Consider the following 19,277-nt stretch of genomic DNA (forward strand, 5'->3'; position numbering starts at 1 on the left):
GGTTCATCCTTTCAGCGCTCCGGAGACGAGCGCGTTCTCCATGCGCTTGCGCAGGGCGAGATAGCAGAGGTAGACGGGGATGAGCACGATCACGGTGCCCGCGGTGAGCAGGCCGAACTGCGCCGCCTGGTTGGTGACGAGGGTCGGCAGGGCCACCTGGGCGGTGCGGATGTCGACGGAGGGCCCGCCGATCACCAGCGCGATGAGGTACTCGTTCCAGATGTTGATGAAGTTGAGCAGCATGACGGTGGCCAGCGCCGGCATGATGAGCGGCAGATAGATGCGCCAGAGGATCTGCAGCCGGTTGGCCCCGTCGACCCGGGCGCTCTCCTCGAGCTCGTGGGGGAGGGCCCGGACGTACTGGGCCAGCAGGATGACCGAGAGCGGCATCGCCCCCGCCACGTAGTCGAGGATGAGGAACTCGCGGGTGCGGAAGAGGCCGAGGCCGATGGCCAGCAGCACCGTCGGCACGAGCGCGGCGAACCCCGGGATGAGGAAGCCGAGCGTGAGCGAGCGCTCCACCAGCTTGCCGATCCACCCGCGCGAGCGGGCGACGCCGTAGGCCGCGGGCACCGCGAGCACGATGATGAGGATCTCGGAGAGCACCGTCACGTAGGCCGAGTTGAACAGCGCGTGGCCCAGGTCGACGTAGTTCCACGCGTTGACGTAGTTCTCCCACCTCCATTTCGGCGGCAGGCCGAAGCCGTCGGCGTAGATCTCGGTGTTGTCCTTGAGCGACGACACCACGAGGAAGTACAAGGGCAGCAGGAGCAGGGCGGCGTAGAACCACACCGCGACGTGGGAGAGGGTTCGCGTGCCGATCGACAGCGCCCTCGACCCGGTCATGCCCGGCTCCTCAGGGCGGCGCGGATGGCGACGGCCCCGCCGACGCCCACCACGAACAGCACCACGCCGACCGCCTGGCTGTAGCCGATGTCGTTCTGCTGGAACGCCTTGGCGAACAGCAGGTACGACAGCGTCGTCGACGAGGTGCCCGGCCCGCCCTTCGTGAGCAGCAGCACCGTGGTGGCCGAGAGGAACAGGGTCCACAGGAACTGCAGCATCGCCACGACCCCCACGAAGCCCCGCACCATGCCGAACGCGATGTGCCACATGGTGCGCCAGTGCCCGCATCCGTCGATTCGCGCCGCCTCGAGCACCTCGCCCGAGACGCTCGTGAGCTGGGCGGCGAAAAGAATGCCGAGGAAGCCGATGCCCGACCACAGGTCGATCGCCATGATGACCGGCAGCGCCGTGTCGGAGTTGGCGAGCCAGGTGGTGGTGAGGGAGCCGAGGCCGACCGCCTCGAGGGTCTGGTTGAGCAGACCGTTGGGCTGCAGCACGGCGTAGAAGATCATCGCCTTCGCCGAGACCGACAGCAGCGCCGAGGTGAAGAACAGTACCCGCAGCACCCCCGCGAGCGGCGGGCGCAGCATGAGGTAATAGCCGATCATGAAGCCGCCCACCACCATGAGCGGCACCACCACGACCACCTGGACGGCGGTGTTGCGCAGTGCGATCCAGAAGGTCGGATCGGTGAACATCGCGACGAAGTTGCCGAAGCCCGAGAACTCCATCGGGGCGATGAGCGTGGTGGCGTCGGTGAGGCTGAGGTAGAAGACACTGATCAGCGGGCCGACCAGGAAGACCAGGAACCAGAGGAAGGCCGGCAGGGCCAGCAGTCCGGGGTCACGGCCCTCGCGGCGGCTGCGCCGCGAGCGCGAGGCGGATGCGGGGGGCCGGGTGGGGCCCCCACCCCCGCCCACCCCGCGCGCGGCGGGGGAGGCTGGAGCGGAGGCCTCGGCGGTCATGCTGCCGCTCATCCGTAGATCGAGTCGAGCCCGGCGCAGATCGAGTCGGCGCTGGTGCCCGGTGCGAAGGCGAGGGCGGTCTGACGGATCTGCTGCTCGGTGATGTCGCCCGGCACGTAACGGTCGGGCTGCAGCGCGTACGCCACCTCGGTGGGCAGCTCGCTCGTGAGCTGCGCCAGCAGCGGGCTCACCTCGGTGCCGAGCTGGTCGGCGGGCACGTCGATGACGGTGAGGATCTGCGCCTGGTCGACGAACTGGGCCGCGACCTCGGGGCTGTACATGTAGGTGATGAACTTCTGCACCGCGTCGATCTTCTCGGCGCCGTTCGTGCTGATCCAGAAGCCGTTCGCCGTGCCCTGGTAGGCGGTCGGGGCGTCGAAGGCGCCGCCGCTCGGAACGGCGAGGCCGCCGAACTGAATGGAGTCGGCGAGCTCGGCCGGGGCGTTGCCCAGCTCCCACGAGCCGGCGCTCATCATCGCGGCGTCGCCCGTCATGAACGCCGCCGACATGCTCGAGGCCTCGAGGCCCTCCGCGTTGTCGACGAACACGCCCGCGTCGCGCAGTTCGGTAAAGAGCTCGATGCCCTTCATCGCGTCGTCGCTGGCGCACCAGCCGCCCTCGGAGAAGATCGCCCGGGCGGCGTCGGCGTCGAGGTAGCTCTGCGCGATCTGCAGGAACAGCTTCTGGCCGCTCCAGTCGTTGCCGCCGATGGCGAAGGGCTGGATGCCCGCGGCGCGGAGCTCGGCGGCGGCGGCGATGAGCTCGTCAGTGGTGGTGGGGATCTCGACCCCGGCCTCCTCGAAGAGTGCCGTGTTGTACCAGATCGGCCACTGGTAGCCCTCGTAGGGGAAGCCCTGCAGCTGACCGTCGTCGCGGGTCCACTCCTCGATCGCCGCGGGCAGGGCGCTGTCGGCCAGGCCCCAGTCGGTGAGGTAGTCGGTGACGGGCACGACCAGGCCTGCGTCGATCCAGGTGAGCGGGTTGCGCACCGCGTTGATGTTCACGATGTCGGGGGCCTCGCCGGCCGCCGCGGCGGTCTCGAACACGAGGGGCACGTCTTCGCCGCCCACCTCCAGTTCGACGGTGATGCCCGACTCCGCCTCGAAGTCGGCGATCACCGAGCGGAGCACGTCTCCGCCGGGCGTGCCTTCCGCCGCGGCGGTGAGCATCGTGATGGTGTCGGCGTCGGAGGCGGAGTCGCCGCCGCCGGAACAGCCGGTGAGGGTCAGGGCGGTGACGGCGCCGAACGCCGTCACCGAGAGGATTGCACGAGCACGAGTCTTCATCTCATCTCCATTGCTGAGTGGACAGCTGCTGCTGTGAAGGGGTGGTGTGATAAACCGGTTTACTAGAGAATAGCGCCGGTGGTGAATCGTGTAAAGCGTCGGTGGGAAACCGGTTCAGTAGAGGGTCCAGCCCTGCAGGCCGGCGTCGAGCGCGGCCTCGTCGGCCACGAGCGTGAGGGGGCCGTCGGAGGTGGTGGCGCCGGCAGCGCCCTCGCCGCGTCGGCCGCCGCTGCTGGGCAGGGTGCCGTCGGGTGCGCCTGCCCCAGGTGCCTGGCCGTCGGTGCCGGTGCCGACCTCCGCATCCCACCGCGTCTGGCACGCATCCGCCCGCCCCGGTAGCGAGATGCGGCCGGGGGTGGCGGGTATCACGGCCACGGGCGCGCGCCCGACTCCGCCGTCGCCAGGGGCGCCGAGCGCCACCACCGCCCAGTCGCCCTCGAACTCCCAGCCCTGCAGCGCCTCGGCCAGGTGCAGGTCGGCGAGGCCTAAGCCGGTGGTGCCGTCGGGGGAGTGCCCGTCGAGGTGCGGATGCGCGGAGCGCAGGCAGACGGCGGTGATCACGCCGTCCTCCACCCGGGCCCAGGTGCCGGCCTCCGGCTGCTCCTCGGGAGCGCCGAGCGGGCCGTCGAGGAAGAGCGGATGCCAGGCCGCCGTCGGCCGGCTCCACCGGAAGGAGGCGCGTCGCAGCGCCAACTGGCGCTCGGTGGGCGGATGCGCGGGATCGCGCAGCGGCAGCACGATGCCCGCGCCGCCCAGCACGAAGGAGTCCAGCACGCTGTCGCGGTCCTGCTCCCAGGAGTATCCGCTCGACCCGCTGAGGCCCACGCCGCGCGGCCCGGCGAGTGCCGCCCACACGCTCCAGCGGCGGTGGCCGAGTCCCTCGTCATGCGCGCCGTGGTCGCCCATGTCGTCGAGCGCCACCACGTCGGCGACATCGGTGTGCAGCGGGTGGATGCCGTAGAGCTGGATCGCGACGTGCGGATCGGCCGCACGTGCCGCATCCGCCGCGATGCGGTAGAGGGCGTGGCCCATCCGCTCGCCGCGGTACTCGGGGTCGCGGGGCGCGGCCTGGTCGGGACCGGGGAGTCCGTAGCCGAAGTCGAGCTTCAGCAGAGCGGGCCGGTGGTCGCGCACGATGCGCTGGATGCGGTCGGCGAGATAGGCGCGGGCGCGCGGGCTGCTCGGGTCGAGCACGTGGTGGCGCACCGGGTCGCGCGGGTCCATGCCCCAGTTGCCGAGGGCGGGGGAGCCGTCGCGGCCGGCGAGCACGTCGTCGTCACTCAGGCCGATGCCCGCCGGGTCGGGCACCCAGCCGACCGATTGCCAGAAGCCGATCTCGAGACCGGCCGCGTGCACGCCCTCGCGCACGGCGTCGAGGTCGGGGATGTTGTCGCTCGAGGCGTGCCCCGACGACTCGAAGCTCTCCCAGCCGTCGTCGATCACGACCGCCTGCGCGCCGAGTTCCGCCGCCGTCGCCGCGGTGGCGAGCACGTCGAAGTCGCCGCGCCGGAAGTCGCCCCAGGTGTTGATGGCCGAGAGGCCGCCCGCGGGCCGGGCCGGCTCGGGACGGGCGGGGAAGGTGGCGAAGAAGCGGGCGAAAGCGTCCACCGGGTTCGGGCCCCAGGTGAGCCGTAGGGGCGCGGCCCAGGTGCGCGGATGCGCGGGCGGGCCCCAGAGGTCGTCGCGGTAGCGCCAGCGGAGGGCGCCGGAGGTGGAGCGCACATCGAGGGTGAGCGCCGCATCCGGCACCTCGCCCGGGCCGGCCACGAGCCAGCCGCGGTCGTCGCCGAATCCGGCGCTCCACACCGGGCGAGGGAAGGCCGCCGCGTAGGGGGCGCCGAGCGCGGGGCCGAACTGGCCGAGGGCGACGGTGGCCTGGCCGAGATCCCAGCGGCGGGCGATCGCCGTGGCGGGGGCGGGGCGGATGCCGGGCACGCAGAAGGCGCCGGCCTGCCAGTCGGGCCACTCGGGGTAGTCGGGGTCGGGCACGCCCTGCCGCTCCGCGTCGTCGAGCGCGCTCAGCCCGAAGAACAGGTCGCGCAGCGCGAGCCCGGGCGCGAGCGCGATGCGCAGCTCGGCGAGCTCGACCACCGCGGCGTCCGTTACCCCGGCCTCCACCACCCCGGCCTCTACTGGCCCGGCGCCCTCGGTGGCACCCGTCACCCCGTCGACCACCCCACCCTCCACCGCGGTGGTGGTGTCGGGGGCCGGCGTGACGCCGGCCGAAAGGCCCACGGCGCCACCGGCCGGTGCTGAGCCGAAGCGCAGCACCGCCGAACCGGAGCCCGCGTCGCCGAAGGAGAGCTCGAGGTGGGCCGAGCCCTCGCCGCGCCGCGCCACGGTCGCGGTCGCGTGGCGCACCAGCGGGCCCCGGTCGCTCTGGAGGTGGAGCGATGGGAGGATCGTGCCCGTCCAGATCGGCGCCTCGTCACCGGACGCCGGCCGGAGCGCCGCTCGCCCCGTCTCCGGATCCACCGTGAACACCCCGTGCGCCGTCGCGACCTCGATCATCCCCATGTCCCTCGCCTCATTGCTCGTAAACCGGTTTACAATCTAAAGCGTGGCTCCATCGACGTCAACCACACCGCGCATCCGGCGGCACCATCGCGACCTAGACGGGCCGCCCGTTCGGCCGCGTCGCCACGCTGCCCGCGCTGCAGTACGACCCCGGGCTGTGCACGCCGTGCGCCACCCGCAACTCCTCCTCGCGATCGCCCGAGGCGACCGGCCGCAGGCCCTCGCCCACGTTCCACTCGAAGCCCCGCGCATCCGGATTCTGCGCCCGCCACTCCTCGAGCCCGAGCCCCACCAGGCGCAGCCTCTGGTCGATGAACTCCGCATCCCACGGTCCCTCCGCCAGAATCTGCGACGCCGCCCGGAACTCGTAGTAGATCGTGCGCCGCAGCTTGTTCGCCAGCGTCGCCTCCGAGCCGTGCACCACCATCACGTCGTGCACGAGCACGTCGCCGGGCTCGAGCTCGGTCTGCACCACGCCGGGCGCGTCCCAGCCGTATTCCTCCTGCAGCTGGCACACGTCCACCACCTGCTTCTGCGAGCCGGGTGCCACCCGCAGCGAGCCCGCGCCCTTGCGGCTGTCGTCGAGGTACACGTCGATGTTGAAGATGCGGTTCGTGCGCGGGTGCACCGCATCCTGGTGCCAGTCGATCGGCGCCCCGTCGCCGGTGTTCTTGAACACGAGCGACTCGTAGGTGGGCACGAAGTCGGGGCCGGCCAGACTCTCCGCGATGCCGAGGATCTCGGGGCTCCCGAGCAGTTCCAGCGACGCCGCCTCACCCTTGTTGTGCACGTAGTTGATGCGGAAGAGCACGCGCCCCGACGGCCTCGTGGCGAAGTTGTAGTCGCCGTCTCCGTCGCTCTCGTTCTCGAGCGCGTGCCCGTCGGCGATCCAGCGCTCGGATGCTCGCTGCAGCCGCTCGAGCAAGGCGCCGGTGACGCGGCGGCGCAGGATGAGGTAGCCCTCCTCGTCGAAGCGGCGCACCTCCTCGTCGGTGAGGTGGTAGTCGCGCAGCCCGGTGCCGGGGCGGGCGACGGATGCGGTGGTGCTGCTCATGGTGGATCCTTCCGTGTCGTTGCCCCGACGCTAGGCGCCGTGCCGGCGGCACGATTCGCGCTTTCGGGCGTACGATTCCGGGAATCCACCCGTGTGGGGTGAGCCGGCCACCGCCCGGGCGAGCTTCGGGCTGGCGGCCTGGGCGGGCATCCCGCAGCTCATGGCGGTGCCGCACGCGCACAACGACATCGAGATCAACCTCAGCGCGGGCGAGCTGGTCTACAGCACGGGCGGGCGGATGAGCACGCTGCCCGCCGGTTCGCCTTGCGCGTTCTGGGGGGCCCGGCCGCACAGGCTCGTGCACGCGGGGGAGGGGGCGCCGCTGGCGTGGGTGACGGTGCCGTTGGCGGTGTTCATGTCGTGGGGAGTTCCCGAGCTCGTGAAGCGGCGCCTGCTCGAGGGCGAGGTACTCGTGGGGAGTCCGGATGCGGTGGGGGGTGCGCCGGGGCGTGCGGGTGGGGTGCTCGTGGGGCCTCCGGGTGCGGGGTCGGGCCCGCCGCCGACGCTCGCGGGGCAGGTGCGCATCGCGGGGTGGGCGCGGGAGCTCGCGGGCGGCGACGCCCTGGCGCGGCGTGCCGCGGCGCTCGAGATCGAGGCGTTGCTGTGCCGGTCGGCGTCGGGAACCTGGGCGGAGTCGGCGATCGTGTCGGCCAGGTCGTCGCGCGAGGTGGGGCGCGCCGCACGCATGGCGGCGTTCCTGGTGGAGAACTCGGGTCGCCGGGTGCGGATGGAGCAGGTGGCCGAGGTGGTGCACCTGCATCCGAACCGGGCGGCCAGGGCGTTCAAAGAGGTGTTCGGATCGACGATCGGCGAGTACCTCGCCCAGCTGCGCACCGCCGAGGCCCAGCGTCTGCTCGTGACCACCGACCTGCCGGCGGCCGAGGTGGGCAGCCGCGCGGGCTTCCACTCCTCCAGCGCCTACCACGACACCTTCCGCCGCCTCGCCGGCACCTCGCCCCAGCGCTGGCGCGCCGCGCATCTCCCCACTTCCACGACCCTGTAGGCCCGTACTCGCCGCGCACCACGGCGACCCCGTCGGCCTGACCCGCACTGCCCGCGGCGCTGCCCGTGGCGCTGCCCGCGGCGCACGTGCCGGGTGTGCTGTACTGGTCGCATGAGCCAGCCGCGCGCATCCGGTCACCTCGACGAGCCGCACGTCGAGGGCCTCGCATCACGGCTGAACTGGCTGCGGGCGGGCGTGCTCGGCGCGAACGACGGCATCGTGTCGGTGGCCGCGATCGTCGTGGGTGTCGCCGGCGCAACCGATGCGACGGCCCCCATCCTCGCGGCCGGGGTGGCGGGGCTCGTGGGTGGCGCGATCTCGATGGCGCTCGGCGAGTACGTCTCGGTGAGCAGCCAGTCCGACAGTCAGAAGTCGCTCATCGCGAAAGAGAAGCGCGAGCTGCGAGCCATGCCCGAAGAGGAGCTCGCCGAGCTCGCCGGCCTCTACGAGCAACGCGGTCTCAGCCCCGAGACGGCGCTCACCGTGGCCCGCGAGCTCACCGCGCACGACGCACTCGCCGCCCACCTCGCGGCCGAGCTCAACATCGACGAGCGCGACCTGCCGAGCCCGTGGCAGGCGGCGTTCGCCTCGGCGGCGGCCTTCACGCTCGGGGCGCTGCTGCCGTTCCTGGCGATTCTGCTGTTCCCGCCGGGAATCCGCGTGATCGCGACCTTCGCCGTGGTGCTCGTCGCCCTCGTGCTCACCGGCTCCGTCAGCGCGTGGATCGGCGGCGCCCGCATCGGCCGCGCCACCCTCCGCGTCGTCGTCGGCGGGGCGCTCGCCCTCGCGGTCACCTTCGCCATCGGCTCCCTCCTCGGCACCACCGGCGCCGTCTGACGCGCCCGTGGCTTCCGCCGTTCGCTGAGACGAACGTCACGCCCAACAGCCCTCAGAGGCGGCTCTACCCCGCGAGGTTCATCTCAACGCACGCGAACACGCCCGCGAAGGGCTCGACGCGGAGTGTGGCTGACCGCGGCGGCGCACTGTGCGGCGTCAGGCGGCGAGCTCGGGGAACTCGGCGGCGACGAGCTCGAGCGTGCGCTCCCGGGCCGGGCTCGCCGTCAGCGCATCCGCGTCGCGGCCGCCGCCGATCGGCGACAGCATCACCTCGTCGACCCCGTAGCGCTCCGCGGCCGACCGGATGCGCGACGCGACGTCGTCCGCCGTGCCGATCAGCCAGCGGCGCTCCTGCTCGAGCACCGCATCCTGCTCCACCGCGGTGAGCGGCGTCGCCACCGCCTCCTCCACCGTGAGCTGCGCCGCGAGCGCCCCACCCGTGCGCAGCCGCGCCATCGTGATGAGCTGCGGCAGCGCCACCTCGCGCGCCTCTTCGGCGGTCGGCGCGACCGACACGTTGAGCGTGAGGAAGGTGCGCGGCTCGGCGAGCGCCGCCGACGGCTCGAACGACCCGCGGTACACGGCGAGCGCCTCGTCGATGCCCGACTGCCCGAAGTGGTTCGCGAACACGAACGGCAGCCCCAGCTTCGCGGCGAGCGACGCGCTGTAGGTGCTCGACCCGAGCAGCCACAGCGACGGCGCGCTCGTGAGGAACGGCGTCGACTTCAGTTCGTACGAGCGCGCCCGCACGTTGAGCGCCACGCCGGGCTGCGCATCCGCCCCGAACGGCACCTCGTCGGCCGCCCGGTCGGCCCCGATCAGCGCTGCCACGGTCTCGACGTCGGTGGGGAAGTTCGCCGCCGGGTCGGGATCGGTGGGGTTGCGCTGCCCGCGCAGCATGTACGCGGTCACGGGATCGGACCCGGGCGCGCGCCCGAGCCCGAGGTCGATGCGCCCCGGATGCATCGCCTCGAGCAGCGCGAACTGCTCGGCGATCGAGAGCGGCGCGTGATTCGGCAGCATCACCCCGCCCGACCCGAGACGGATGCGCGAGGTCTGCGCCGCGAAGTGCGCGATGAGCGTGGCGGGCGAGGTCGACGCCACGGCCGGCATGTTGTGGTGCTCCGCCACCCAGTAGCGCGTGAACCCGAGCCGCTCGGCGGTGCGCACGAGCGCCAGACTCGCCGCGATGGCGTCGCCCGAGCTCTGCCGGGTGCGGACGGGGATGAGATCGAGAACCGAGAGCTGCGTCATGACCCTCTCCTCAGCCGCCGGGCGGCGTCGATTATTCCATCCGCACGCGTGTCGCCACGCCTGGCGCCCCTCGGCGCGCTGAGGGCTCCGGATGCGCGCCGGCGTGGCGATAGGGTCGGGGCATGGTCGATCGTGAGCACCCCGCGGTGCACCGGGTTCAGGATGCGCTGCGCGCGTCGGGCGCGCACACGGCGGCCGAGAACGTGGTCTGGCTCGACGACGCCGCATCCACCGCAGCCCTCGCCGCCGCCGCGCTCGGCGTGGAGGTGGGCGCGATCGCCAACTCCCTCGTCTTCCTGCTCGACGGCGAGCCGCTGCTCGTGCTCACCAGCGGCGCCCACCGCGTCGACACCGACTGGCTCGGCTCCGAGCTCGGCGGCACCATCACGCGTGCCCCCGCCGCCGTCGTGAAAGAGGCCACGGGCCAGGTCATCGGCGGGGTGGCACCGCTCGGGCACCCGGCGCCGCTCCGCACCGTCGTCGACGTGGCGCTCGCCGCGCATCCGCAGCTCTGGGCCGCCGCCGGCCACGCCCACACCGTCTACCCCACCTCGTTCGACGAACTGGTGCGGGTCACCGGCGGCACACCGCGCGAGGTGGTTCCACCACCAGGCTGACCCGTCGCAGCACCGCCCGGCTGACGCCGCATCGCGTCGCCGAGCGGCGCGACTTCGCGAAACTCGCGCGCAATTCCGCGCAAAACGGCGTGTCGCCCGTACGGTAGCGGTGTGTGGCGTGCCGATAAGAAACGAGAGACAGACGAGCAGACGTCTGCGGCCGACTCCGCCGAGGCGGCCTGGGGCCGCACCGGGCAGCCCGCCGACGGCTCTCCGCTCGGCCAGGTCTACAGCACCGAGAGTCTGGTCGAACCGGCCCGCGAGCGCTGGCGCGACGAGCTCGCGACCCTCGGCGGCGAGTCTCCGCTGCTGCACTTCGACGACTCCCCGCGGTCGCGCATCGAGCTGAGCACCACCCACCCCGGCGGCCTGGCGCAGTTCATCACGGGCAACGCCACCCTGCTCTCGAGCCTCATCCGCGACGAGCTCGCCCTGCGCGGCGCCCGCCTCGCCGCAGGCGCCATCACCGACAAGGGCGTCGAGCTGCGGTCGGTGCGCGGCATCGACTCGGTGCGCCTGGCGATCGGCCTCGCCGAGTGGCGGGTGACCACCGACGGCATCGACGAGCAGTTCCGCGCGCCCGTGCTGCTGCGCCCCATCTCGGTGCGCCGCTACGGCCGCGACTTCGAGCTGAAGCTGCGCGGGCTGCCCTTCGTGAACCCCGTGCTCGTGGCCGAGCTGCAGCGCCAGTTCGGCATCACCGTCGACCAGCAGGCGCTCATCGCGCTCGCGGCCCAGGGCGGCGTGTTCAAGCCGCAACCCGTCATCGACCGGTTGCGCAGCCTCACCTCGCACCTGCCGTGGTTCCAGGTGCAGCCGCGCCTCGTGGTGTCGACCTTCGCCGACGTGTCGCGGGCGATGGTTCAGGATGCGGCCGACCTCGCGCATCCCGTGCTCGACGCCCTCGCGGGCAACCTCACCTCCCGCCGCGCCGTGCAAGACGGGTACCACCCCGTCGACCCCTCGCCGCAAGACAAGCGAGCGCCCGGCACCGACACCCTGCTGCTCGACGCCGACGGCGAGCAGGAGAACGTGATCGCCCAGATCTCGGGCGGCAACTCGCTCGTGGTGAAGACCCTGCCAGGCACCGGCGGCACCCAGACCATCGTGAACGCCATCGGCGCCCTCGTCGCCCAGAACAAGCGGGTGCTCGTGGTGAGCCCCCGCCGTCTCAGCCTGAGCGGCATCGACCGCAGGCTCTCCGACGTGGGCCTGCCGGGCGTCGCGGTGTCGCCGCGCACGCTCCGCCGCGACCTCATCCAGTCGATCGGCCGCAACGAGAAGGCCGCGCAGCCCCAGGTGGCCGACGTCGACGAGGCCCTGGTGCGCCTGCGCAGCGTGCTGCTCGACTACCGCACCTCGATGTCGCGGGTCGACCCCACGCTCAAGGTCTCGGTGCTCGACGCCCTGCGCGAGCTCGCCCGGCTCGCCCTGCTGCCCAGCCCGCCGTCGACCACGGCCCGGCTCGACCGGCCCGCGCTCGAGTCGCTGGCCTCGGGCCGAGCCAAGGCCGCCAAGACCATGAGCCGCGCCGCCGAGCTCGGCCAGTTCCGCTACGGGCCCGACGACTCGCCCTGGTACGGCGCCCAGTTCTCGTCGAGCGACGACGCCCAGCGCACCCACCGCCTCGCGAAGCGCCTGCACTCGGTCGAGCTGCCCGGCCTCCTCGAAGGCGCGTACGAGCTCATCGGCCAGACCCGCATGCGGCCGTTCTCCACACTCACCGAGCTCGGCACCTACCTGCGGCTGCTCGCCGACCTGCGCGAGACGCTCGACAAGTTCCTCCCCGTCGTGTTCGACCGCTCGCTCACCGACCTCATCGCCGCCACCTCGCCCCGCCGAGACTCGCCGCAGATGTCGTCGACCTCGCGACGCCGGCTCAAGGCCCTGGCGAAGGAGTACGTGCGCCCCGGGGTGCACATCGGCGACATCAACGAGGCGCTCCGCCGGATCCAGCAGCAGCGCACCCTCTGGTACCGCTACGCCGCCGCGGGCATCCCGCCGGAGATCCCGGTCGGCATCAACGAGGTGCAGATCGCGTTCCAGCGCGTCACCGAAGACCTCGCCCTGCTCGACCTGCCCCTCGGTCTCGTGGGCACCTCGAAGCAGCTCGCGACCCTCCCGGTGGAGGAGCTCGAGCAGATGCTCGAGGGCCTCGCCGCCGACTCCGAGGTGCTCGCAAACCTGCAGGAGCGCACCGCCCTGCTCGACTCGCTGCGCGAGCACGCGCTCGACCCGCTGCTGGTCGACCTCTCGAACCGCCACGTGCCCGAGGCTGCCGTGGCCGACGAGCTCGAGCTCGCCTGGTGGCAGTCGGTGCTCGAGCTCATGCTGGCCGACGATCGCGCGCTGCTCGGTGCCAACACCGGCGTGCTCGACCGCCTCGAGGGCGACTTCAGGCTCGTCGACGAGGCCCACGCGTCGATGAACGGACAGCTGCTCGCCTGGCAGCTCGCCGACACCTGGAGCGTCGGCATCCTCGACCACCCCGAAGAGGCGACCGCGCTCAAGACGCTGCTGCGATCGGATGCGGTGAGCTCGTTCACCCTGCACGAGGCGGCCCCGCACCTCGGCAAGGTGCTCGCCCCGGTGTGGCTCGCCTCGCCCTACGAGGTGCCGCAGATCACCGACGCCATCACCTTCGACGCCGTCGTGCTGGTCGACGCCGGTGCCACCACGCTCGCCGAGAACGTGGGCGCCATCCGCAGGGGCCGCCAGGTGGTGGCCTTCGGCGACCCCGTCACGCAGACCCCATCGCGTTTCGACATCGGCATCCACCCCGTCGACGAGCAGCGCGCCCGCCCCGGCGCGGAGGCCCTCGAGGTCGACGAGCTGCACGGCGGTTCGGCACTCGCCCGCCTCGCCGACCTCGTGCCCACGCTCTCGCTCACCCGCAGCTACCGCGCGGGCGGCGAAGACCTCGCCGAGCTGGTCAACCACCGCTTCTACGGCGGCAAGATCGACTCCCTGCCCTGGGCCGGCACCTTCCTCGGCCACGGCAGCCTGGCGCTGCACTACGTCGAGGGCCGCGGTGGCATGCCCGATTCGGAGACCGGAGCGGTGGAGAGCGTCGACGCCGAGGTCGACGAGGTGGTGGCGCTCGTGCTCGACCACGCCATCCACTACCCGCGCGAGTCGCTCATGGTGATCACCGCATCCCCCCGCCACGCGGTGCGGGTGCAGCAGGCGGTGCTCGCCGCGTTCGCCAAGCGCAGCGACCTCGCCGACTTCATCCTCAAGGAGCGCGCCGAGCCGTTCATGGTGGCCACCCTCGAGCAGTCGGTGGCGCAGAGCCGCGATCGCGTCATCTTCTCGGTCGGCTACGGCAAGACCGCGCACGGGCGTGTGCTCACCAACCTCGGTGGCCTCGCGAAGCCGGGGGGCGAGCGACTGCTCGCGGTGGGCATGACGCGGGCTCGCCGCTCGATGGACATCGTGAGCTGCTTCACACCGGCCGACATCGATGAGGACCGCATGAACTTCGGTGTGGTCGCCCTCCGCCAGATCCTCCAGGAAGCCGAGGCGGGTCCAACGCCCGACACCTTCTCATCGCCCGGCGACGCGCTGCTCATCGACCTCGCGCGCCGCCTCGGTGCTCGCGGACTCGAGGTGGCCTTCGAGCACCGCGGCAAGCTCACGCTGGTGGCCTCGCACGACGGCCGCGCCATCGCCATCGAGACGGATGCGGTGGTGCACTCCACCTCGCTCCGCGAGTCGCTGCGGCTGCGCCCCGACATGCTGCGCCGCCTCGGCTGGCACTACCTGCGGGTGCACTCGTTCGAGCTCTTCGCCAACCCGGAGGCCGTCGCCACCCGCATCGCCGGCGTCATCGGCGTGCGCGAGACCAACCTCTCCCTCGTCGAGACCGCCCCCATCTCCATCTGACGGGGTCGTGGGCCCGCGCCGCGTCGTCGCGCGCCCGAGCGTCGTCTTCCACGCCCACCCATCTGGTGCATTGGGCGAGGCGTTGCGCGCGGCGCGGGGCGGGTTAGGGTGGCGGGGTGGATGTGCGGAAGAGCGGGCGGCGGCGGGTGTCGACGGATGCGGTGCCGGGCAGCGACCCCACCCCTCAGGCCGGGGAGGGCTCACCCGTGCGCGCGACGGAGGACACGGACGCTGCCTGGGGCGGCGCGGCCGGGCGGCCCCGCGCATCCGGAGCCTCGGGCGCAGCGGGGCGCCCCAGCGAGAACGACGAGCGCCTGAAACGCGACGTGCCGCCCCACTGGTGAGGCGGCACGTCGAGACGGCGGACTGAGGGCACGCGGCCCGGAACTCAGTGCTTCGGAACGTGGTCCGACGCGGGTGGCTCGCCGGCGGCCTCGGCACGCTGATCGGCGAGCAGGTCGCGGATCTGGATGAGCAGCTCGGTCTCGGTGGGAGGCAGCTCCTCCTTCTCCTCCTCGATCGACTCGGCGGGCGTCTTCTTGAGCGAGAACGCGGCCTTCTTGAGGTGGTTGATCGGCAGTACGAACACGAAGTAGACCACCACGGCCACCAGCAGGAACTGTATGAGCGCCCCGAGCACCGCCCCGAACTTGATCTCGGCGTCGCCGATCACCACGGTGGCCGCGTTGTCGAGGCTGTCGGCCTTGAAGATGGCGCCGATCAGCGGGTTGAACACGCTGTTGACGATCGAGTTGACGACGGCGGTGAACGCGGCGCCGATGACCACCGCGACAGCGAGGTCGATGACGTTTCCGCGGAGGATGAACTCCTTGAATCCCTTCAGCATGCGAACAAGCCTAGGGGGTGGCCCCCGACGACGAGGAGGACGGCGCCGAGGCGGGCGCGGGGGACGAGCTGCTCGAACCAGCCGACGACGAGCCGCCCGAGCCGCCGGAGTCGCCCGACGACGAGGAGCCCGACGAGCTGCCGCCGCCCGGCTTCGACCGCGAGTCGGTGCGGTAGAACCCCGAGCCGTTGAACGTCACGCCCACCGGGCTGAACACCTTGCGCAGCACGCCACCGCACGACGGGCACTCGGTGAGCGAGTCGTCGGTGAAGGACTGCTGGATGTCGAACGCGTTGCCGCACTCGGTGCAGCGGTAGGAGTAGGTGGGCACGAGGAGAGATTCTACCGCCGGCCGAAGTGCAGGATGCGCGTGGGCGTGACCGCACCGTCGACCAGGGCGTCGTGCACCTCGCGCGGCACCTCGGGCAGCACCTCGTCGTCGAACACCACCGCGTACACGGGCGGGCACTTCTCCATCGAGCCCAGCGTGCGGTCGAAGTACCCCCGCCCCCAGCCCATCCGCGTGCCCCGCTCGTCGACGGCCGAGGCCGGGATGATGATGAGGTCGGCGTCGTTGATGGCGATCGGGCCGAGGATGCCGCCGACGGGCTCCGGCAGTCCGTAGAGCCCCTCGGTCTCGGTCTCACCGTCGCCCTCCGCCCAGTCGAGCAGGCCGTCCTGGCGGGCGATGGGCAGCAGCACCCTCCGCCCGTCGGCGAGTGCCCAGTTGAGGAAGGGGCGGGTGTTCGGCTCGAAGGAGGTGGAGAGGTAGCAGGAGATGGTGCGCGCATCCGTCTGCGTCGCCAGCTCGATGAGGTGCTTCGTGATGCCCTCGTTCGCGGTGTCGACCACGTGCGCGGGGCGGGTGCGTCGCCGCTCGCGGAGTTCGGCGCGCAGCGCCCGCTTGTCGTACGAGACGTCTGCTGCCATGCCGACATTGTAGGTCGACCGAGATTGCGGGAGTGTTTCACGCCGGAGCCTGGTCGTCGTCGGCCCGCGAATCTGGCTACTGTGTATGGAATGGGGACACAACTGACCAAAGCCGTCATTCCTGCCGCGGGTCTCGGCACACGCTTCCTGCCTGCCACGAAGGCCATGCCCAAGGAGATGCTGCCTGTCGTCGACAAGCCGGCGATCCAGTACGTGGTAGAAGAGGCGGTGGATGCCGGCCTGCAAGACGTTCTCGTCGTGACCGGCCGCAACAAAGCCGCCATCGAGAACCACTTCGACCGGGTGTACGAACTGGAGTCGACGCTCGAGCAGAAGGGCAAGGGCGACATGCTGCGGGTCGTCAACGAGTCGACCGCGCTCGCCGAGATGCACTACGTGCGCCAGGGCGACCCGCTGGGCCTCGGCCACGCGGTGCTGCGCTCGAAGATGCACGTCGGCCACGAACCCTTCGCCGTGCTGCTCGGCGACGACATCATCGACTCCCGCGACCCGCTGCTCAAGCGCATGCTCGAGGTGCAGCAGTCGCGCACCGCCACCGTCATCGCGCTGATGGAGGTGCCCGAGTCGATGACCCACCTCTACGGCGTCGCCTCGGTCGAGGCCACCGACGAAGACGACGTGGTGAAGGTCACCGGGCTCGTCGAGAAGCCCGACGCCGGCACCGCCCCGTCGAACCTCGCCGTCATCGGCCGCTACGTGCTCATGCCCGAGGTGTTCGAGATCCTCGAGAACACCCCTCCCGGCAAGGGCGGCGAGATCCAGCTGACGGATGCGCTGCTCACGCTCGCCGACGACGACTCGATCGCGGGCGGCGTCTACGGCGTGGTGTTCCGCGGCCGGCGCTACGACACCGGTGACAAGCTCGACTACATCAAGGCGATCCTGCAGCTGGCCAGCGACCGCTCCGACCTGGGTCCGTCGCTCCGTCCGTGGCTGAAGGACTTCGTCGCCGGATTGTGACCCGGGGCGCATGCCGCCACTGGAATACTGACGGTATGAGACTCCCGAAGCTTCTTCCCGTCGTCGCCGCCGCCGCCCTCGTGGTGGTCCTCAGCGCCTGCAGCTCCACCCCGTCGAACACCTCGGAGACCCCGATCGGTGGAGACGTCATCACTCCGGTCACCATGGAGGCGAACGACCTCCAGGGGGCGACCGTCGACCTCATCGTGGGTCAGGTGCTCAACATCAACACCGGCGACCTCGCCACCGACAGCTACACCGGCGAGGTCGCCGACACCGCCGTCGCCCGCTTCGTGCAGGGGCAGACCGGCGGCAGCGCCGAACTCAACCCCGGCGTCGAGGCGCTCGCCGTGGGTGAGACCGAGGTCACCATGACCAACGAGCAGGGCGGCATCCAGCCGCTCGAGTTCACGGTCGTCGTCACCGAGAAGTAGCCCGGCCACCCGGCAGCGCGACGGGGCCACGAGGCGGTAGTGTTCGAGCAATGTTCGTACCCACCCTCTCCGACGGCCCCGTCGCCATCCGGCCCATCCGCGTGCGCGACGCGAAGCCGCTCGAGCGCGAGCTGATGGAGAACAGGTCGTGGCTGCGCACCTGGGAAGCCACCAACCCCGGGGGCCCGATGGCCTTCGACACGCGGGCGAGCATCCGGTCGCTGCAGGCCAACGCCAGGGCGGGCCTCGGCCTGCCGTTCATCGTGGAGCACGAGGGTCGTCTGGCAGGGCAGCTCAACGTCTCGTCGATCAGCTACGGGTCGGTGGCCTCGGCCTCGATCGGGTACTGGGTGTCGGAGCGCTTCGCCGGCAAAGGCATCACTCCCGCGGGCGTGGCGCTGGCGAGCGACTACTGCTTCTTCTCGGTGGGGCTGCACCGCATCGAGATCTGCATCCGGCCCGAGAACGGCCCGAGCCTCAGGGTGGTCGAGAAGCTCGGCTTCCGCTACGAGGGGTTGAGGCGGCGCTACATCCACATCAACGGCGACTGGCGCGACCACTTCTGCTTCGCGCTCGTGCGCGAAGAGCTGCCCGTGGGGGTGCTGCGGCGCTGGCAAGAGGGGCGGGTGCCCGTGGGTGCCGGAGTCGTGCCCGCCGAAGACCGTGAGGCGGCCAGGCGGCAGATCCCCGTCACGCGGTAGCGACACGCGCCCCGTCTTCGGGGGTCGGCGGCTCGCCCGCCCCTACCGTAGACGCATGACCACGGACTGGCTGAGCGGCGGCTTCATCATCGCGCTCGCCGCCGTGCTCTGGCTGGTGTACCTCGTGCCCTCCTGGTTCCGCAGCCGGCAGTACCTCGCCACCGAGCGCAACGCCGTGCGCCTGCAGCAGACCCTCCGCATCCTGGCCGAGACGGCCGAGGTGCCCGAGGAGGTGCGGGTCGAGGCCAACGCGCGCAGCATCGCCGAGCAGGAGCGCATCCTCAAGCACCGGGCCGCCGAGCGCGCGGCCCAGGCCGTGCCCGCCGCGATCGTCGCGGCCGACCGCATCCGTCGTTCGCGGGCCGTCACGTCGGTGGTGCTCGCTCTCTCGGTGGTCGTCGCCGTGCTGGGAGGGGTGCAGCTCGCGTCCAACGGCACGTGGTTGCTGATCGCGGTCGGGGGTGTGGTGGCGGTGGGCTGCGTCGTGATGCTCGCCACGCTCGCCAGGGCCGGCCGTCGCCTGCGGGTGCCGTTGCCCGAGGGGTTCGCGGGGGCGCACGTTCTCGAGACCGCTCCGGATGCGCGGAGCGGCACGTTCGTCATCGTCCCGCCGGCGGACGCGGGGTGGCAGACGGACGATGGCGCGGCGGACCACGCAGCGACCGCCGATCGTGCCGAGGCCATCACGGAGGCTTCCCTGCAGGGCGAGGCGCCGAGCGGCTGGGTTCCCGTGTCGATGCCCCGGCCGGCATATCTCTCGCGAGGCTCCATGGCACCGTTCGGGTCGGAGTCCTCAGACGAGCCCTTCACGGCCGCTGAGCCTGCCACTGTCGAGGCTGCAGCCACGCCGACGACCGATGCCGCGGGCCATCACGAAGACCTTCTGCGTGCCGCTGCCGAGGCAGAGGCCGCGCTGCGTGAGCGACTCCGCGTGCAGCACGAGACCGTCGCCGAGCTGCGCGACCCGGAGCCGGCGCCAGCGCCCGCGCCCGCGCCCGCCGCGCCGCCGTCGCGGTTCGCGGCCATGGGAATCCTCGACGACGACACCGCGCCCTCGTTCGACCTCGACACCGTCCTCGCCCGCCGCCGCGCCGGCTGAGCTCCACGGGCCGGGCCTGAC

The 19,277-nt window shown here is 71.8% G+C and carries 18 protein-coding genes; 9 read left to right on the forward strand and 9 right to left on the reverse strand.

Features of this window, described 5'->3' with window-relative positions; translation table 11 throughout:
* Positions 1–3 precede the first annotated feature (3 nt).
* The 5 genes from N1031_RS07495 to N1031_RS07515 all read right to left on the reverse strand — a co-directional run bounded on the left by N1031_RS07495 (position 4) and on the right by N1031_RS07515 (position 6,668).
* The gene (locus N1031_RS07495; RefSeq protein WP_259478994.1) at positions 4–846 is read right to left on the reverse strand and encodes a carbohydrate ABC transporter permease; all 843 of its coding nucleotides are present in this window, start codon (positions 844–846) and stop codon (positions 4–6) included.
* Positions 843–1,823, reverse strand: coding sequence for a carbohydrate ABC transporter permease (locus N1031_RS07500; RefSeq protein WP_259478995.1), 981 nt, complete (start codon positions 1,821–1,823; stop codon positions 843–845). Before N1031_RS07500 ends, N1031_RS07495 begins: the two co-directional genes overlap by 4 nt.
* Positions 1,820–3,097 (reverse strand): ABC transporter substrate-binding protein, encoded by a 1,278-nt coding sequence (locus N1031_RS07505; RefSeq protein ID WP_259478996.1) that lies wholly within the window; start codon positions 3,095–3,097, stop codon positions 1,820–1,822. The genes N1031_RS07500 and N1031_RS07505 overlap by 4 nt, the downstream gene beginning before the upstream one ends.
* A gap of 114 nt (positions 3,098–3,211) precedes the next feature.
* On the reverse strand, positions 3,212–5,614 hold the full coding sequence (locus tag N1031_RS07510) for an alpha-amylase family protein (RefSeq protein ID WP_259478997.1): 2,403 nt from the start codon (positions 5,612–5,614) through the stop codon (positions 3,212–3,214).
* A 94-nt stretch (positions 5,615–5,708) separates the two neighbouring features.
* Positions 5,709–6,668, reverse strand: a complete 960-nt coding sequence (locus N1031_RS07515) for a phytanoyl-CoA dioxygenase family protein (RefSeq protein ID WP_259478998.1) — start codon at positions 6,666–6,668, stop codon at positions 5,709–5,711.
* Between the two features lie 91 nt (positions 6,669–6,759).
* On the opposite strand from N1031_RS07515, the gene N1031_RS07520 reads away from it, so the two are divergent.
* Both N1031_RS07520 and N1031_RS07525 read left to right on the forward strand, forming a co-directional pair.
* Positions 6,760–7,671 (forward strand): helix-turn-helix domain-containing protein, encoded by a 912-nt coding sequence (locus N1031_RS07520; RefSeq protein ID WP_259478999.1) that lies wholly within the window; start codon positions 6,760–6,762, stop codon positions 7,669–7,671.
* A 111-nt stretch (positions 7,672–7,782) separates the two neighbouring features.
* On the forward strand, positions 7,783–8,508 hold the full coding sequence (locus tag N1031_RS07525; protein ID WP_259479000.1) for a VIT1/CCC1 transporter family protein: 726 nt from the start codon (positions 7,783–7,785) through the stop codon (positions 8,506–8,508).
* A 156-nt stretch (positions 8,509–8,664) separates the two neighbouring features.
* Here the strand turns inward: N1031_RS07525 and N1031_RS07530 are convergent, their stop codons facing one another.
* Complete coding sequence (locus N1031_RS07530; protein WP_259479001.1) at positions 8,665–9,762, reverse strand: LLM class flavin-dependent oxidoreductase; 1,098 nt, start codon at positions 9,760–9,762, stop codon at positions 8,665–8,667.
* Positions 9,763–9,884: 122 nt separating this feature from the next.
* Here N1031_RS07530 and N1031_RS07535 point away from each other — a divergent pair, with 122 nt between their 5' ends.
* The 3 genes from N1031_RS07535 (at position 9,885) to N1031_RS07545 (ending at position 14,608) form a co-directional block, all read left to right on the forward strand.
* Positions 9,885–10,379, forward strand: a complete 495-nt coding sequence (locus N1031_RS07535) for a YbaK/EbsC family protein (protein ID WP_259479002.1) — start codon at positions 9,885–9,887, stop codon at positions 10,377–10,379.
* 111 nt (positions 10,380–10,490) lie between these two features.
* Positions 10,491–14,264 carry an AAA family ATPase gene (locus N1031_RS07540; RefSeq protein WP_259479003.1) on the forward strand — a complete coding sequence of 1,258 codons (3,774 nt, stop codon included), beginning with the start codon at positions 10,491–10,493 and terminating at the stop codon, positions 14,262–14,264.
* A 116-nt stretch (positions 14,265–14,380) separates the two neighbouring features.
* Positions 14,381–14,608: a hypothetical protein gene (locus N1031_RS07545; RefSeq protein ID WP_259479004.1), complete on the forward strand. Its 228-nt coding sequence runs from the start codon at positions 14,381–14,383 to the stop codon at positions 14,606–14,608.
* A 44-nt stretch (positions 14,609–14,652) separates the two neighbouring features.
* Here the strand turns inward: N1031_RS07545 and mscL are convergent, their stop codons facing one another.
* From mscL to N1031_RS07560, 3 genes are read right to left on the reverse strand one after another with little or no spacing between them, the layout of a single operon-like run.
* Positions 14,653–15,111 carry a large conductance mechanosensitive channel protein MscL gene (gene mscL / locus N1031_RS07550; RefSeq protein ID WP_259479005.1) on the reverse strand — a complete coding sequence of 153 codons (459 nt, stop codon included), beginning with the start codon at positions 15,109–15,111 and terminating at the stop codon, positions 14,653–14,655.
* Positions 15,112–15,121: 10 nt separating this feature from the next.
* Complete coding sequence (locus tag N1031_RS07555) at positions 15,122–15,442, reverse strand: FmdB family zinc ribbon protein (RefSeq protein WP_259479006.1); 321 nt, start codon at positions 15,440–15,442, stop codon at positions 15,122–15,124.
* An 11-nt stretch (positions 15,443–15,453) separates the two neighbouring features.
* On the reverse strand, positions 15,454–16,041 hold the full coding sequence (locus tag N1031_RS07560) for a 5-formyltetrahydrofolate cyclo-ligase (RefSeq protein WP_259479007.1): 588 nt from the start codon (positions 16,039–16,041) through the stop codon (positions 15,454–15,456).
* A gap of 90 nt (positions 16,042–16,131) precedes the next feature.
* Between N1031_RS07560 and galU the strand changes: the two genes are divergently transcribed.
* Genes galU through N1031_RS07580 form a run of 4 tightly spaced genes read left to right on the forward strand, consistent with a single transcriptional unit; the run spans position 16,132 to position 19,256 of the window.
* Complete coding sequence (galU, locus tag N1031_RS07565; RefSeq protein WP_259479008.1) at positions 16,132–17,022, forward strand: UTP--glucose-1-phosphate uridylyltransferase GalU; 891 nt, start codon at positions 16,132–16,134, stop codon at positions 17,020–17,022.
* Positions 17,023–17,057: 35 nt separating this feature from the next.
* Positions 17,058–17,456 carry a hypothetical protein gene (locus tag N1031_RS07570; protein WP_259479009.1) on the forward strand — a complete coding sequence of 133 codons (399 nt, stop codon included), beginning with the start codon at positions 17,058–17,060 and terminating at the stop codon, positions 17,454–17,456.
* 50 nt (positions 17,457–17,506) lie between these two features.
* Positions 17,507–18,157: a GNAT family N-acetyltransferase gene (locus N1031_RS07575; RefSeq protein WP_259479010.1), complete on the forward strand. Its 651-nt coding sequence runs from the start codon at positions 17,507–17,509 to the stop codon at positions 18,155–18,157.
* A gap of 55 nt (positions 18,158–18,212) precedes the next feature.
* Complete coding sequence (locus N1031_RS07580) at positions 18,213–19,256, forward strand: hypothetical protein (RefSeq protein ID WP_259479011.1); 1,044 nt, start codon at positions 18,213–18,215, stop codon at positions 19,254–19,256.
* Positions 19,257–19,277 lie beyond the last annotated feature (21 nt).

Source organism: Herbiconiux moechotypicola, assembly GCF_024979255.1.
Taxonomy (GTDB): domain Bacteria; phylum Actinomycetota; class Actinomycetes; order Actinomycetales; family Microbacteriaceae; genus Herbiconiux; species Herbiconiux moechotypicola.